The sequence below is a fragment of the Microbacterium paraoxydans genome (genome assembly GCF_900105335.1).
GTDB classification, from domain to species: Bacteria; Actinomycetota; Actinomycetes; order Actinomycetales; family Microbacteriaceae; genus Microbacterium; species Microbacterium paraoxydans.
Genome location: NZ_LT629770.1, coordinates 1519438 through 1532477 on the forward strand (window position 1 = coordinate 1519438; position 13040 = coordinate 1532477).

General features: G+C 70.0%; 14 protein-coding genes. 11 read left to right on the forward strand and 3 right to left on the reverse strand.

Features of this window, described 5'->3' with window-relative positions; genetic code table 11:
* Positions 1–165: 165 nt before the first annotated feature.
* Positions 166–2697, reverse strand: coding sequence for an ATP-dependent Clp protease ATP-binding subunit (locus BLU02_RS07700; protein WP_025105479.1), 2532 nt, complete (start codon positions 2695–2697; stop codon positions 166–168).
* Positions 2698–2872: 175 nt separating this feature from the next.
* Between BLU02_RS07700 and BLU02_RS07705 the strand changes: the two genes are divergently transcribed.
* The 6 genes from BLU02_RS07705 (at position 2873) to BLU02_RS07730 (ending at position 7181) form a co-directional block, all read left to right on the forward strand.
* Complete coding sequence (locus BLU02_RS07705; protein ID WP_060922492.1) at positions 2873–3496, forward strand: hypothetical protein; 624 nt, start codon at positions 2873–2875, stop codon at positions 3494–3496.
* Positions 3496–4128, forward strand: coding sequence for a hypothetical protein (locus BLU02_RS07710; protein WP_060922491.1), 633 nt, complete (start codon positions 3496–3498; stop codon positions 4126–4128). Before BLU02_RS07705 ends, BLU02_RS07710 begins: the two co-directional genes overlap by 1 nt.
* Entirely contained in the window at positions 4128–4880 is a 753-nt protein-coding gene (locus tag BLU02_RS07715) for a hypothetical protein (protein ID WP_060922490.1), read from the forward strand. The genes BLU02_RS07710 and BLU02_RS07715 overlap by 1 nt, the downstream gene beginning before the upstream one ends.
* Positions 4877–5113 carry a helix-turn-helix domain-containing protein gene (locus tag BLU02_RS07720; RefSeq protein WP_060922489.1) on the forward strand — a complete coding sequence of 79 codons (237 nt, stop codon included), beginning with the start codon at positions 4877–4879 and terminating at the stop codon, positions 5111–5113. The genes BLU02_RS07715 and BLU02_RS07720 overlap by 4 nt, the downstream gene beginning before the upstream one ends.
* A 162-nt stretch (positions 5114–5275) precedes the next feature.
* Positions 5276–5617, forward strand: a complete 342-nt coding sequence (locus tag BLU02_RS07725; protein ID WP_025105474.1) for a hypothetical protein — start codon at positions 5276–5278, stop codon at positions 5615–5617.
* Positions 5618–5759: 142 nt separating this feature from the next.
* Positions 5760–7181: a dicarboxylate/amino acid:cation symporter gene (locus tag BLU02_RS07730; RefSeq protein ID WP_174521436.1), complete on the forward strand. Its 1422-nt coding sequence runs from the start codon at positions 5760–5762 to the stop codon at positions 7179–7181.
* Positions 7182–7351: 170 nt separating this feature from the next.
* Here BLU02_RS07730 and BLU02_RS07735 read toward each other — a convergent pair whose 3' ends face one another.
* Both BLU02_RS07735 and BLU02_RS07740 read right to left on the reverse strand, forming a co-directional pair.
* Positions 7352–9082, reverse strand: coding sequence for a cation:proton antiporter (locus BLU02_RS07735; RefSeq protein ID WP_060922488.1), 1731 nt, complete (start codon positions 9080–9082; stop codon positions 7352–7354).
* A 45-nt stretch (positions 9083–9127) separates the two neighbouring features.
* Complete coding sequence (locus BLU02_RS07740) at positions 9128–9436, reverse strand: MerR family transcriptional regulator (protein WP_060922487.1); 309 nt, start codon at positions 9434–9436, stop codon at positions 9128–9130.
* A gap of 129 nt (positions 9437–9565) precedes the next feature.
* Here BLU02_RS07740 and BLU02_RS07745 point away from each other — a divergent pair, with 129 nt between their 5' ends.
* The 5 genes from BLU02_RS07745 to BLU02_RS07765 all read left to right on the forward strand — a co-directional run bounded on the left by BLU02_RS07745 (position 9566) and on the right by BLU02_RS07765 (position 12999).
* Positions 9566–9988, forward strand: a complete 423-nt coding sequence (locus tag BLU02_RS07745; protein ID WP_060922486.1) for an Hsp20/alpha crystallin family protein — start codon at positions 9566–9568, stop codon at positions 9986–9988.
* 67 nt (positions 9989–10055) lie between these two features.
* Entirely contained in the window at positions 10056–10283 is a 228-nt protein-coding gene (locus tag BLU02_RS07750; RefSeq protein WP_060922485.1) for a DUF2795 domain-containing protein, read from the forward strand.
* 36 nt (positions 10284–10319) lie between these two features.
* Positions 10320–11357 (forward strand): LLM class flavin-dependent oxidoreductase, encoded by a 1038-nt coding sequence (locus tag BLU02_RS07755; protein ID WP_060922484.1) that lies wholly within the window; start codon positions 10320–10322, stop codon positions 11355–11357.
* A 394-nt stretch (positions 11358–11751) separates the two neighbouring features.
* Positions 11752–12687 (forward strand): hypothetical protein, encoded by a 936-nt coding sequence (locus BLU02_RS07760; protein ID WP_157547032.1) that lies wholly within the window; start codon positions 11752–11754, stop codon positions 12685–12687.
* A 105-nt stretch (positions 12688–12792) separates the two neighbouring features.
* A complete protein-coding gene (locus tag BLU02_RS07765) occupies positions 12793–12999 on the forward strand; it encodes a hypothetical protein (RefSeq protein ID WP_025105466.1) in 207 nt (68 codons plus the stop codon).
* The last annotated feature ends 41 nt before the right edge of the window (positions 13000–13040 follow it).

Sequence of the window (13040 nt, forward strand, 5' to 3'; positions counted from 1 at the left end):
GACGCGGCACAGCTTCGGAGATCCCGGCCGACACCCCGGCGCCAGGGAGCCTCGCCCCGCGTGTCGTCTCTCATCTCCGAAGTTGTGCCCACGAGGGCGGCGGAGCGGAGACGACGAAGGGGCGGATGCTGTCGCATCCGCCCCTTCGGGTGATCGTGTCGAGGATCAGTCGTTGCCGGTGATCGCCAGGTCGGGCGTGCCGGAGATCGCGCCGCCGCCGGTGTTGACGCCGACCGCGACCTTCTCGCCGCGCGGGCCGTGCTCGAACAGGAACTCCCCGTCCTTCGCGTCGACCTTCACGTGGTCACCCGAGTCGAGCTCGCCGTGCAGGATCTTCTCCGACAGACGGTCCTCGATCTCGTGCTGCATCGCGCGACGCAGCGGACGAGCACCCAGGGCCGGGTCGAAGCCGATCTCGATCAGGCGCTCCTTGGCGGACTGCGACAGCTCGATCGTCATGTCGCGGTCGAGCAGACGCTCGCCGAGGCGCTTCGTGAACAGGTCCACGATCTGCACCAGCTCGTCCTTGCTCAGCTGCGGGAAGACGATGATGTCGTCGACGCGGTTGAGGAACTCGGGCTTGAAGTGCCGCTTGAGCTCCTCGTTGACCTTGCCCTTCATCCGCTCGTAGCTCGTGGCGTTGTTGCCCTCGATCTGGAAGCCGACGGGGCCGCCGGCGATGTCGCGCGCACCGAGGTTCGTGGTCATGATGATGACCGTGTTCTTGAAGTCCACGATCCGACCCTGACCGTCGGTGAGGCGACCCTCTTCCAGGATCTGCAGCAGCGAGTTGAAGATGTCCGGGTGCGCCTTCTCGATCTCGTCGAAGAGGACCACGCTGAACGGCTTGCGCCGCACCTTCTCGGTGAGCTGGCCGCCCTCTTCGAAGCCGACGAACCCAGGAGGGGCACCGAACAGCCGCGAGACGGTGTGCTTCTCGCCGAACTCGCTCATGTCGAGCGAGATGAGCGCGGCCTCGTCATCGAAGAGGAACTCCGCGAGCGCCTTGGCCAGCTCCGTCTTTCCGACGCCCGTGGGGCCGGCGAAGATGAACGAGCCCGAGGGACGCTTCGGGTCCTTGAGGCCGGCACGCTGACGACGGATGGTCTTGGAGAGCGCCGCGATGGCCTCCTCCTGACCGATGACGCGCTGGTGCAGCGCCTTCTCCATGAAGACGAGTCGGCTGGACTCCTCCTCCGTCAGCTTGAAGACGGGGATGCCGGTCGCCTGGGCGAGCACCTCGGCGATCAGGCCCTCGTCGACGACCGCCTGGGTCGCGACGTCGCCCGCACGCCACTGCTTCTCGAGACGCAGACGCTCGGCGAGGAGGCTCTTCTCCTCATCGCGCAGGGAGGCGGCCTTCTCGAAGTCCTGCTCCTCGGAGGCGATCTCCTTCTGCTCGCGCACGGCGGCGATCTTCTCGTCGAACTCGCGCAGCTCGGGCGGGCTGGACAGGATCGACAGACGCAGACGTGCGCCGGCCTCGTCGATCAGGTCGATGGCCTTGTCCGGGAGGAAGCGGTCGGAGACGTAGCGGTCGGCGAGGTTCGCCGCGGCCACGATCGCGCCGTCGGTGATCTGCACCTTGTGGTGCGCCTCGTAGCGGTCGCGCAGCCCCTTGAGGATGTTGATCGCGTGCGGCAGCGTCGGCTCGTTCACCTGCACCGGCTGGAAGCGGCGCTCGAGCGCGGCATCCTTCTCGAAGTGCTTGCGGTACTCGTCGAGCGTGGTGGCACCGATCGTCTGGAGCTCACCGCGGGCGAGCAGCGGCTTGAGGATGCTGGCCGCGTCGATCGCGCCCTCGGCGGCACCCGCACCCACGAGGGTGTGGATCTCGTCGATGAAGACGATGATGTCGCCGCGCGTGCGGATCTCCTTGGTGACCTTCTTCAGGCGCTCCTCGAAGTCACCGCGGTAGCGGGAACCGGCGATGAGCGAGCCGAGGTCGAGCGAGTAGAGCTGCTTGTCCTTCAGCGTCTCGGGCACATCGCCCTTGACGATCGCCTGGGCGAGGCCCTCGACCACGGCGGTCTTGCCGACGCCGGGCTCGCCGATGAGGACGGGGTTGTTCTTGGAGCGACGGGAGAGGATCTGCATGACCCGCTCCGCCTCCTTCTCGCGCCCGATCACCGGGTCGAGCTTGTTGTCGCGCGCGGCCTGCGTGAGGTTGCGACCGAACTGGTCGAGCACCTGCGAGCCGCCCTGCGCACCCGAAGGGGTGTCGTTGGACTGCGCGCCGACGGACGCGGGCTCGCGTCCCGGAGCGCCGGAGAGCAGCTGGATGACCTGCTGGCGCACCTTGTTGAGGTCGGCGCCCAGCTTGACGAGCACCTGAGCGGCCACGCCCTCACCCTCGCGGATGAGGCCGAGGAGGATGTGCTCGGTGCCGATGTAGTTGTGACCGAGCTGCAGGGCCTCGCGGAGGCTCAGCTCGAGCACCTTCTTGGCGCGCGGCGTGAACGGGATGTGGCCGGTCGGCTGCTGCTGACCCTGGCCGATGATGTCCTGCACCTGCTCGCGCACGGCGTCGAGGGAGATGCCGAGCGACTCCAGCGCCTTGGCTGCGACGCCCTCGCCCTCGTGGATGAGGCCGAGCAGGATGTGCTCGGTGCCGATGTAGTTGTGGTTGAGCATCTTCGCCTCTTCTTGGGCGAGGACGACCACTCGACGGGCTCGGTCCGTGAATCTCTCGAACATGTTGACTCCTTATTCGCACGGGGCGAAGACGCATGAAGCGCTTGTACATCGAGAGTAACGACCAGAAATGGCGGGTATGCCCGTGTTCGCCGTGGGCATAGCGAGGCCTTGACGGGTTTATCGACAGTCGTTATGTTAACGAAAGTCGATAAACCCCGACTCTCAGGAGGAGCTCATGCTCGCCACGGAAAGACGCCCTTCGCTCGCCGACGGCATCGCGCTCGGGCTCATCGCCACCGGCGCCGTCAGCGTCGGGATCGGCGCCATCGTCGCCGTCGCCCAGGCCGCCGGTGCGCTGTTCTCTCCCTCGCCCACGGTCGCGATGCCGGTGCACGACGTCGACCTCTCCGCCCTCGACGGCGTGGCGGGGATCGAGGGCGCCGCCGTCGACTCCGCCCTCGTCACCCTCACCGCGCCGCCCACCGGCGCTCGCTGGCTGCTGCTGCTGGAGACGGCGCTCCCCGCGCTCGCCACGGTCGCGCTGTGCGCCGTGGTCTGGTGGCTGGGCGTGTCCCTCATCCGCTCCCGGCCGTTCCGCGCCTCCCTCGGGTGGATGTTCGCCGTCGCCGCCTGCCTGCTGATGGCGGGCACGCTGTTCGGGCAGCTCGCCGGTGGCATCGGCCGGGCCGAGATCGTGAAGGATCTGGCCGCGACCGACCCCGCGGTCGAGGACGTGCTGTGGACGCTGCTCGTGCAGTTCGACCTCGCACCGGTCGGGTGGGCCTTCGCGTTGGCCCTCGTGGCGGGCGTGTTCACGATCGGCCGCCGCCTGCAGCGTGACACGGAGGGGCTGGTCTGATGGCCGCCACCACCACCCGCTCCGAGCGGGCCGACGCGATCACCGTCATCCTCTATGCGGCGGCGGCGCTCGTGACCGTCGGCATCGCGACGGTGCTCCGCGTGGGCAGCACCTTCCGCGACGACGGGATCGCGTGGTCGCTCCCCATCGACGAGCAGCCGATCTCGGCGACCACCGACTCCGGGCAGATCTCGATCGAGGGCATCGCGCAGGAGGCGATGGTCTTCGCGACGGGGGTGAACGGCGTGTCGATCGCCGCCATCGTCGCTGCCATCGCGCTGTGGGCTCTGGCCGCCGTCGCCGTCATCGGCGCGGTCACGCTCGTCGCCTGGAACTTCCTCCGCGGACGGTTCTTCGTGGCGGGCAATGCGCGCGCCTTCGACGTGATCGGCTGGACACTGGTGCTCGCGCCGATGGCGATCGTGATGCTCGAGACGATGGGACGCAACGGCGTGACCGCGGCGCTCGGCCTCGGCGACGGGGAACCCGTGCACCCGATCGAGTTCTGGGCGATCGCGCCGATCTTCGCCACCGGGGTCACCGTCGGCCTCATCGCCGTCGCCTTCCGTCGCGGCATCCGGCTGCAACAGGAGAAGGTCGTGCTGGAGAAGGAGACGGAGGGACTGGTCTGATGATCTCGTTCGGTTCGGAGGCCGTCTGGCCGTCTCTGCTCAACATCGGGATCGCGCTCGCGGTCTGTGCGGCCGTCGTCGCCCTCGTCGTCTGGAACAGCCGCCGCCGTGGCAGCCGCACAGTCGCCCTCGACGCGGCGCTCACGTTGTCCGGGTGGTGGATCACGCTCTCCGCGCTGGGGGCGGTGTCGTTCATCATCAAGGCGTTCGCGGTGGACTGGGCGGAGCTGCACGGCCGGACGATCGTCTTCCTCGACTGGCCCTCGAACCTCCCGTGCTCGGAGTACGGCGACAGCACGACGACCATGCTCACCTGCAGCGGCACGGAGCTGTCGGACTTCACGGTGGGCAACGCCTCGCTCGGGCTGCGCCTCCTCGCCGCGGCCGCGCAGCTCAGCACCCTCGCGCTCACGACGATCCCCGCGGTGATCCTCGCACTCATCTGCTTCCACACCCTCCGCGGCCGCGCGTTCTCCCGCACGGTGACCCGCGCCCTCGTCGGGGGTGCGATCGCGTTCGCGGTGCTGGGCGTACTCTCCGATCTCCTGAGCGGCATCGCCGCCACCATCGGGCTGCGGGAGGCCCTGCCGGCGGACAGCACCTGGTACCCGCACACCTACTGGCTCACCGTCACGCCGCTGCCGTTCGCCGCGGCGCTCGGCCTCCTCGCCCTCGCCGCGGTCTTCCGTCAGGGCATGCGCGTGGAGCAGGAGCGGGCCGCCCTGGAGCGCGAGACGGAGGGGCTGGTGTGAGCCCGGCGGAGAGCGACGACGAGTTCACGGGCATCCACTGCCGTCTGGACGAGCTGCTGGCCGCCCGCGGGATGACGCTGACGGAGCTGAGCGCCGCCGTCGGCGTCAGCATCGTGAACCTGTCCGTGCTGAAGAACGACCGCGCCCGCGCGATCCGCTACTCCACGCTGCGGGCCATCTGCGAGGCGCTCGACTGCGAGGTCGGCGACCTCCTCGTCCTCGCTGATCGCTGACCCCTGTCGACCCACCCCCTTCCGCGCGCCCCGGCCTCTTACGGACGCACGCAGGGGGCCGGAGCGCACGAAAGGGGGTGACTCGGCGGGAGGGCGAGCACGGTCGCGCACGGGAATGCAAGCCCCTTCTATGAGTCGGCTGTGAGTGGGTACCGTCGTCTCATGATCAGCACCCGCATCCCCTCGCGTCGCGGCCTCCGCCTCCTGGCGATCGTCCCGGCCGCTGCCCTCGCCTTCTCCCTCGCCGCCTGCGCGGGAGAGAGCCGCCCCTCGGTCGACGAGGTCGCCGACGGCATCCAGAAGGTCTTCGAGGGCACCCCGCAGGAGGAGGCCATGACCGACGACGCCGCCACCTGCCTGGCTGAAGCCCTGGTCGACTCCGACCTCAGCGACGAGACGCTCGGCTACATCGCCGACGGCGAGGACAAGCAGCGGGACGAGGCCGACAAGGCCCTCACGACCCAGATCATCCAGGACAACCTCCAGGACTGCGTCACGCCCTGAGGGCGGCACGCAGCGAAGGGTGACGGCCTGGGAGGGCGGCCGTCATCCTTCGTCACATCCGCCCAGGGAATTCTCAGGCTCTCCTAGCGTTGAGCCTCATGGCGTGCACCCGGCGCGCCGCGATTCTGGAGTCCCCACCTCAATGAGCACCACCGCACGCGCCCAGAAGGCGCCAGACACCCGCGGGCCGGTCCGGAAGCTGCTGACCTCGTTCGGCTTCCAGATCATCGCCGCCCTCGTCCTCGGCATCGCCGCCGGTCTGATCGGCCGCCAGCTCGGCGCCACGGCCGAGAATCCGACCGCCCTGTCGGCCACCCTCGACACGATCGGCAGCTCGTACGTCACGCTGCTCCGCGCGGCTGTCGTCCCGCTGATCTTCACCGCGATCGTCGCGAGCATCTCGAACCTCCGTCGCGTGCAGAACGCCGCCCGCCTCGCCGGGCAGACGATCCTCTGGTTCGCGATCACCGCCTTCATCGCGGTCATCATCGGCATCGTCCTCGGCCTCGTGATCCAGCCGGGCAGCCGCGCCGGCGAGGGCCTGGAGCCGGGCGAGCCGTACACCGTCGGCACCTGGTGGAACTTCCTCCTCGGCCTCATCCCGCAGAACTTCCTCGGGCTGACCGTCAGCACCTCCCCCGGAGCCACCGAGGGCGCGTTCACCTCGAGCGTCGGCTTCAACATCCTGCAGGTCATCGTGGTCGCGGCCGTCGTCGGCATCGCGGCACTCAAGGCCGGCAAGAAGGCGGAGCCGTTCCTCGTCTTCACCGAGTCCCTGCTCAAGGTCATCCAGCGCGTGCTGTGGTGGATCATCCGCATCGCCCCGCTCGGCACGTTCGGCCTCATCGGCTCCGCCGTCATCAAGTACGGCTGGGAGAAGCTGGCGTCGCTCGGCTGGTTCGCGGCCGCGGTCTACATCGGCCTCGCGCTCGTGCTGTTCGTCGTGTACCCGATCCTGGTGCGCACGCACGGCCTCTCCATCAAGCAGTACTTCTCGGGTGTGTGGCCGGCGGTGCAGCTCGCCTTCGTGAGCCGCTCCTCCATCGGCACGCTCCCCCTCACGGAGCGCGTGACCGAGCGCAACCTCGGTGTGCCCCGCTCCTACGCCTCGTTCGCCGTGCCGCTGGGCGCGACGACGAAGATGGACGGCTGCGCAGCGATCTACCCGGCCATCGCCGCGATCTTCGTCGCGCAGTTCTTCGGCATCGAGCTGAACTTCGTGCAGTACCTGCTGATCGTGATCGTCTCGGTCGTCGGTTCCGCCGCCACCGCGGGCACCACGGGCGCGGTCGTCATGCTCACGCTGACGCTGTCCACCCTGGGGCTCCCGCTCGAGGGCGTCGGTCTGCTGCTCGCGATCGACCCGATCCTCGACATGGGCCGCACGGCCGTGAACGTCGCCGGTCAGGCGCTCGTCCCCGCGATCGTCGCGAAGCGTGAAGGCATCCTGAACGAGGAGCTCTACAACGCACCTCGCGAGGGCCTGCCCTTCGCCGACGACTCCGGCGACGACACCCCCGAGGCCGACGCCGCCTCCACCCCGGAGCCCGCCGGGGCACGCTGACCCGGTCTCCTCGAGAGCGCCCCACTTCCTTCATCCAGGAGGTGGGGCGCTCTGCGTGTCCCCCTTCCCCTCCCCCGCCGACCCACCCCTTTGCGTGCGTCCCGGCCCTTTACGCACGGGCGGAAAGGGGTGGGTCGACCGGAAGGGGGTGGGTCGAGGGGAGGGAGGGGTCAGTTGCGGCTCAGGGGGCGGGTCGCGCCGCGGGTGTCGAGTGCCAGTTCCTCGGCGTCCATCGCGGCCAGCAGCTCCCGCATGACCTCCTCGTCGAGCTCGCCGGCGTCCCGCTCCGCGACGAGGATCTCCCGCCGCACCTGCAGCCATCCCTTGGTCAGCGCGACGAGGTCGTCGTAGGACGGGCGGGCGACGGTGTCCTCGACCTGCTGCGCGTCGTCGGTGTCCTTCTCCACCCGGGTCATGCGCTTGGTGAAGGCATCGAACATGCCGAGGTCGACCTCGCCGTGCTTCTGCTCCCACTCCCGGCGCTTCTCGGCGAGGTACGCCTTGCCGGCCTCGCGGCTCTTGGCCTTGACCATCTCCAGCGCCGCGACGTCCTCCTCGTGCTCCTCGTCCCCCGCGATCTCCAGACGGCGGATGAGCAGCGGCAGTGTGAGCCCCTGCAGCAGGAGCGTGCCCACCGTGACGATGAAGGCGACGACGACGATGGCGTGCGCGGCCTCGGTGTCGAGCCCGGCCAGATCCGCGGCGGCCACCGCGATCGCCAGGGTCACCACGCCACGCATACCCGCCCAGGAGATGACGGCGTTGTCCTTCCACGTGAGCTGAAGGCCCGCCATGCGCTCCCGGACGATCTGCGTCCGCAGCTCATCCGTGCTCTGATCACGCCACCGCCGGGACCGCCGTCGCCGTTCGTCGAACTCCCCGGATGCGATGCCGCGATCCATGCGGGCGAGCCGGCGACGGTCCTGGAAGTTCGACCACGCGCTGATCGGGTAGATGTAGAGCGGCCGCACGACGAGCACCACGAGCAGCACGGCGCCGGAGAGCAGGAGGATGTGCCCCACCGACTCGCTGCCGAGATCGCTGAGCACCCGCGGGAACTGGAGGCCGATGTAGGCGAACACGAAGCTCTCCAGCAGCAGGTCGGCCGACAGCCACAGCGGCGCCTCCTGCTGCCGGGTCGTGTAGTCGGTGCGCGGGGCGTTGAAGCCGACGAACAGCCCCATGGCCACGACGGCGAGGACGCCGGAGCCGAGCAGGTGCTCCGCGATGTTGTACGCGCCGAACGGGGCGAGCAGACCGAAGGTGCCGATCACCACCGGGTCGCCGATGCGCATCCGGAGCTGATGCAGGACGATCCCGAAGACGAGCCCGATGCCCACCCCCACACCGACGGCCAGGAGGAACTGCCCGATGCCATCCCAGATCGACACCGTCGCCCCGGCGAGGATGGCGGCGAACACCCGGTAGAGCGTGAGCGAGGTCGCGTCGTTGATGAGGCTCTCCCCGGACAGCACCGTCATGATGCGGCGGGGCAGACCGAGACGACGGCCGATCGCCGCCGCCGACACCGCATCCGGCGGGGCGACGATGGCTCCGAGCAGCAACGCGCCGGGCAGCGTGAGCGACGGCAGGATCCACCAGGCCACGAGTCCGACGGCGAACGCGGTGAGCAGCACCAGCCAGATCCCGAGACGGCGGATCTGCGGCAGGCTGCGCTTGAACCCGACGAAGGACACGTCGAGGGCGGCGGAATACAGCAGCGGAGGCAGCACGAGCCCGAGCAGCAGGTGCCCGTCGATCTCCAGCTCCGGCACGAACGGCAGGAACGAGGCGGCGAGCGCCACGACGGTCACGAGCAGCGGGGCCGGCCACCCCCGCGACCGCGCGACGGCCGCCACGGCGACAGCTCCGACGAGGACGTAGAAGATCCCGGCTTCCATGCGGAAAGCGTAGCGGCGTCGTCGGCGCCCCCTGTCCGCCGGGCGTCAGTCGCGGGCGGAGCGCACGCGCTCCGGCGCCTCCGCATCGAGAGCCTCCCGGAGGCCCGCGTTCTCATCCTGCAGGTCGAGGACCCGCGCGATCCCGGCGATGTTGATGCCGTCGCCGCGGAGCTCGGCCGCGCGGCGCAGGCGGGTGATGTCGTCGTCGCTGTACCGGCGCGTGCCGCCGTCGCTCCGGGCCGGCGCGAGGAGGCCCTTGCTCTCGAAGAGCCGGATCGTCGCCTCGGGCAGGTCGACGAGCTGCGCGGCCACGGCGATGCCGTAGAGCGGGGTGCGCGAGTCGCGTGCGGTCATGAATGTCCTCGTCTCCGGATCGGGGTTGCGAAGATTCCTGCGTGTGTTCTATAACAAATCTATACCTCAGGTGCAGATAATCTGCACAACACCTCAGCCCTTGCAGGGCCGCACGAAAGGAGACACCTCATGGCACTGACCTTCGATCCCTTCAGCCAGCTCGACCGCTTCGCCGCGAGCGTCCTGGACTCCGTGCGCGCGCCCCGGTCGATGCCGGTGGACCTGTACCGCGACGGGGACCGCTACATCCTGCACGCCGACCTCCCCGGCGCCGACCCCGGCTCCATCGACGTCGACCTGGACGGCGGGCAGCTCACGATCCGCGCCCAGCGCACGGCCGACACCCGCGAAGGCGTGCGGTGGCTCGCCCGCGAGCGCGGCGCCGGATCGTTCCTGCGCCAGTTCTCGCTCGGCGACGGAGTGGACCTCGACAACATCAGCGCCTCGTACGAGAGCGGTGTCCTGTCGGTCGTGATCCCCGTCAGCGAACGGGCGAAGCCGCGCAAGATCACTGTCGAGTCCGGCGAACAGCGCCAGGCGATCGACGCCTGATCACCCCGGGGCGGTGCTGCGGCACCGCCCCGGCCGCTCTCCTCTCTTCTCACGGAAAGGACGAACCATGGCACTCTCCTCGACCCTCGACCGGTTCCTCGCCGACATGGAGTACCCGGCGACCCGCGACGACCTCCTGCGCGAAGCCGCGCGGGAGGGGCTGCCGACGGACGACCGCGCGGCGCTGTACGACCTGCCGGAGCAGAGCTTCAGCGCCGCCTGGCTCATCCGCTACCGTCTCGCCAGGAACGCGCTCGCGGACGCGCTCGCCCCCGCCTCGCGCCTCGCCGCGTAGGGAATGCCGGAGCGGCCGCCGAGGTTGCATCCGGAGATGAACGACGTCGCCCTCTCCGTCCTCGACCTCGTGCCGGTCCGCTCCGGCCAGACCAGTGCCGAGGCCATCACCGCCTCCCTCTCCCTCGCCGCGACCGCCGACCGGCTCGGCTATCGCCGGTACTGGTTCGCCGAGCACCACAACATGCCCGCGGTCGCGTCGACCACGCCTCCGGTCCTCATCGCGGCCGCCGCCACGCGCACGTCGCGCATCCGCCTCGGCTCCGGCGGCGTGATGCTGCCGAACCACGCGCCGCTGATCGTGGCCGAACAGTTCGCCGCCCTCGAGGCCATCGCCCCCGGCCGCATCGACCTGGGCCTCGGCCGCGCGCCGGGCAGCGACCCCGTGATCACCCAGCTCCTCCGCGGGTCAGGGACGACGAGCGACGTGGAGCAGTTCCCCCGCCACGTGCAGGACATCGCGGCGCTCTTCACCACCGACGGCGCCACGGTGCGCTTCACCTCCGGCGGGGAGTACACCGTGCGGGCGACCCCCGCCGCGACCGGGGTGCCCGAGGTGTGGCTGCTGGGGTCGAGCGACTACTCCGCGCAGCTCGCCGCCTCCCTCGGCCTGCCGTACGTGTTCGCGAACCACTTCTCCGGACAGGGCCTGGAACGCGCCCTCGACCTCTACCGCACGAACTACCGTCCGAGCGAGGAGCACCCGGAGCCGCGGACCTTCCTCACCGTGAACGCCGTCGCCGCCCCGACGGCGGAGGAGGCCGAGGCCCGCGCCCTGCCGCAGCTGCGGATGATGGCGCGACTCCGACTCAACCAGCCGCTCGTCGCGCTGGAGACCGTCGAGCAGGCCCTCGCCGCGGAGCACGACGCCGCCACCGATCAGGTGGTCGAGGCCGCGCGGTCGCGGTGGTTCGTCGGCACCGGGGAGTCCGTCGCCGCCGAGGTGCGCTCGTTCGCGTCGACCTACGGGGTGGACGAGGTCATGCTCTCCCCCGTCGCCGGTGCCTACGACGCGGAGCCGAAGGACTCGGCCGCGGGGCGCGCTCAGACGCTGGAGCTCGTCGCGGGGGCGTGACCCGGCGCGAGCGCGGGCGCGTGACCCGGCGCGAGCGCGGGCGCGTGCACGTTCCGTCGCGGGCGCGTGCCGTCGCGGGCGCGTGCGCGTTCCGTGGCGGGATCACTAACGCTCCCCCACGCGACCCGGGCGGCACGTTTCTGATCCCGCATCCGGTGCGTCACGTGGTGCGGGATCGATAACGGTCCCCGGCGCGCCTCCCGCAGCACCTTTCTGATCCCGCCGGCATGCGGGACGGAAAACGTGCCTTCGGCCACGATTGAAGGGCCACTTCTGATCCGGCGCGAGAGCAGGACCTCCGCCACAATCGCAGGTGCGCTCGAGTTGTCCACAAGAGCCGGGCGGAGGAGGATCATCCGTCGGGACGCCGATCGTGCACGGACAGCATGGACGGATGCGACACCGTGTGCCCCTCCCGACCGACCTCGGCCCTCATTTCGCCGTCCGTGACGCCGCTGCCATCGGAGTCGGGCGGAAGAGGTACTCCAGCCGAGACCTCGCGCGGCCGTTCGCCGGGGTGCGGTCCGCGATTGAGCCCGCCACGTTCGACGATCAAGTCGCCGCGTACCTTCCGCGCCTCCGTGATGGCCAGGCGTTCGCCGGACGCACGGCCCTCCGGCTGTGGGGGCTTCCCGCGCCCGTCCGATGGGCCCCCGATGAGCCCCTCGACGTCGCCGTGCACACCGGGACCTCGCCACCCCGGACGATCGGCGTCCACGGACGTCGCATCGCTCCGGGGAGGGCAGACACATGGCACGTCCACGGCGTGCCGACGATCGATCCGGTCAGCGCACTCTTCCTCTGCGCGCGGGAGTTCGTATCCGTGCCGATGGTCGTCGCGCTCGATGCCCTGCTCACCTCGTCCGACGCCTATCCGGGACTGCGGACGGGTCGGCCCGTCGCCACCACCGAGAGCATCGACCGACAGCTGACGCGATGGGGGCGGTTCCCCGGGTGCGGTCGCATACGCGATGCGCTGCCTCTCGCGCGCCCGGGCGTCGAATCGCCGAAAGAGACCGAGACGCGTCTGCTCCTCCGCAGCTTCGGCCTCCCGGAGCCCGCGATCCAGCACGTCGTCTCCGTGGACGGCCGCTTCCTCGCCCGGGTCGACCTCGCCTACCCCGAATGCCGCATCGCCATCGAGTACGAGGGCGATGGCCATCGGACGGACCGTGATCAATGGCGGATCGACATTCGGCGTCAGCGCGACCTCGAAGATCACGGATGGCTCGTGATCCGCGTCACCGAGCTCGATCTGCGCGACGGTGGCGCTGCCCTCGCCGCCCGTGTGCGCCGTGCGCTCACGGTTCGCCAGGGCATCCGGGGTTGAGTCCTGCTCGGGGACGGGCATTGATCCCGCCCCCCACTCCCGGGGAGGGACTGGCCCCGGATGTCACGGAGGCGTAGCCTCGGCGGCAGAGAGAGGGGTTCGACGATGAGCACCAAGACACTCGCACTCTGGGTCGCGTACGGGACGAACGGTGTGGTGGGAAGCATCCGCCACGATGAGAACGGCTATGTGGTGACCATGGCGGGGGCGGATGCGGCGGCCGGAACCTATCCCAGCCTCGCCTCCGCGAAGGGCGCGCTGCACGCCCGTATGCTGCCGGGGAGCGCCTGGCCGCGATTCCAGGAGCACTGACCCGCTCCTCGTCGTGCGGGATCGAAACAGCACCTCCCGAG

Coding starts and splice junctions, on each gene's coding strand:
- BLU02_RS07700 (WP_025105479.1), bottom strand. CDS start 2,697: ATGTTCGAGAGATTCACGGACCGAGCCCGTCGAGTGGTCGTCCTCGCC.
- BLU02_RS07715 (WP_060922490.1), top strand. CDS start 4,128: ATGATCTCGTTCGGTTCGGAGGCCGTCTGGCCGTCTCTGCTCAACATC.
- BLU02_RS07740 (WP_060922487.1), bottom strand. CDS start 9,436: ATGACCGCACGCGACTCGCGCACCCCGCTCTACGGCATCGCCGTGGCC.
- BLU02_RS07750 (WP_060922485.1), top strand. CDS start 10,056: ATGGCACTCTCCTCGACCCTCGACCGGTTCCTCGCCGACATGGAGTAC.
- BLU02_RS07745 (WP_060922486.1), top strand. CDS start 9,566: ATGGCACTGACCTTCGATCCCTTCAGCCAGCTCGACCGCTTCGCCGCG.
- BLU02_RS07710 (WP_060922491.1), top strand. CDS start 3,496: ATGGCCGCCACCACCACCCGCTCCGAGCGGGCCGACGCGATCACCGTC.
- BLU02_RS07755 (WP_060922484.1), top strand. CDS start 10,320: ATGAACGACGTCGCCCTCTCCGTCCTCGACCTCGTGCCGGTCCGCTCC.
- BLU02_RS07725 (WP_025105474.1), top strand. CDS start 5,276: ATGATCAGCACCCGCATCCCCTCGCGTCGCGGCCTCCGCCTCCTGGCG.
- BLU02_RS07765 (WP_025105466.1), top strand. CDS start 12,793: ATGAGCACCAAGACACTCGCACTCTGGGTCGCGTACGGGACGAACGGT.
- BLU02_RS07705 (WP_060922492.1), top strand. CDS start 2,873: ATGCTCGCCACGGAAAGACGCCCTTCGCTCGCCGACGGCATCGCGCTC.
- BLU02_RS07760 (WP_157547032.1), top strand. CDS start 11,752: ATGCGACACCGTGTGCCCCTCCCGACCGACCTCGGCCCTCATTTCGCC.
- BLU02_RS07730 (WP_174521436.1), top strand. CDS start 5,760: ATGAGCACCACCGCACGCGCCCAGAAGGCGCCAGACACCCGCGGGCCG.
- BLU02_RS07735 (WP_060922488.1), bottom strand. CDS start 9,082: ATGGAAGCCGGGATCTTCTACGTCCTCGTCGGAGCTGTCGCCGTGGCG.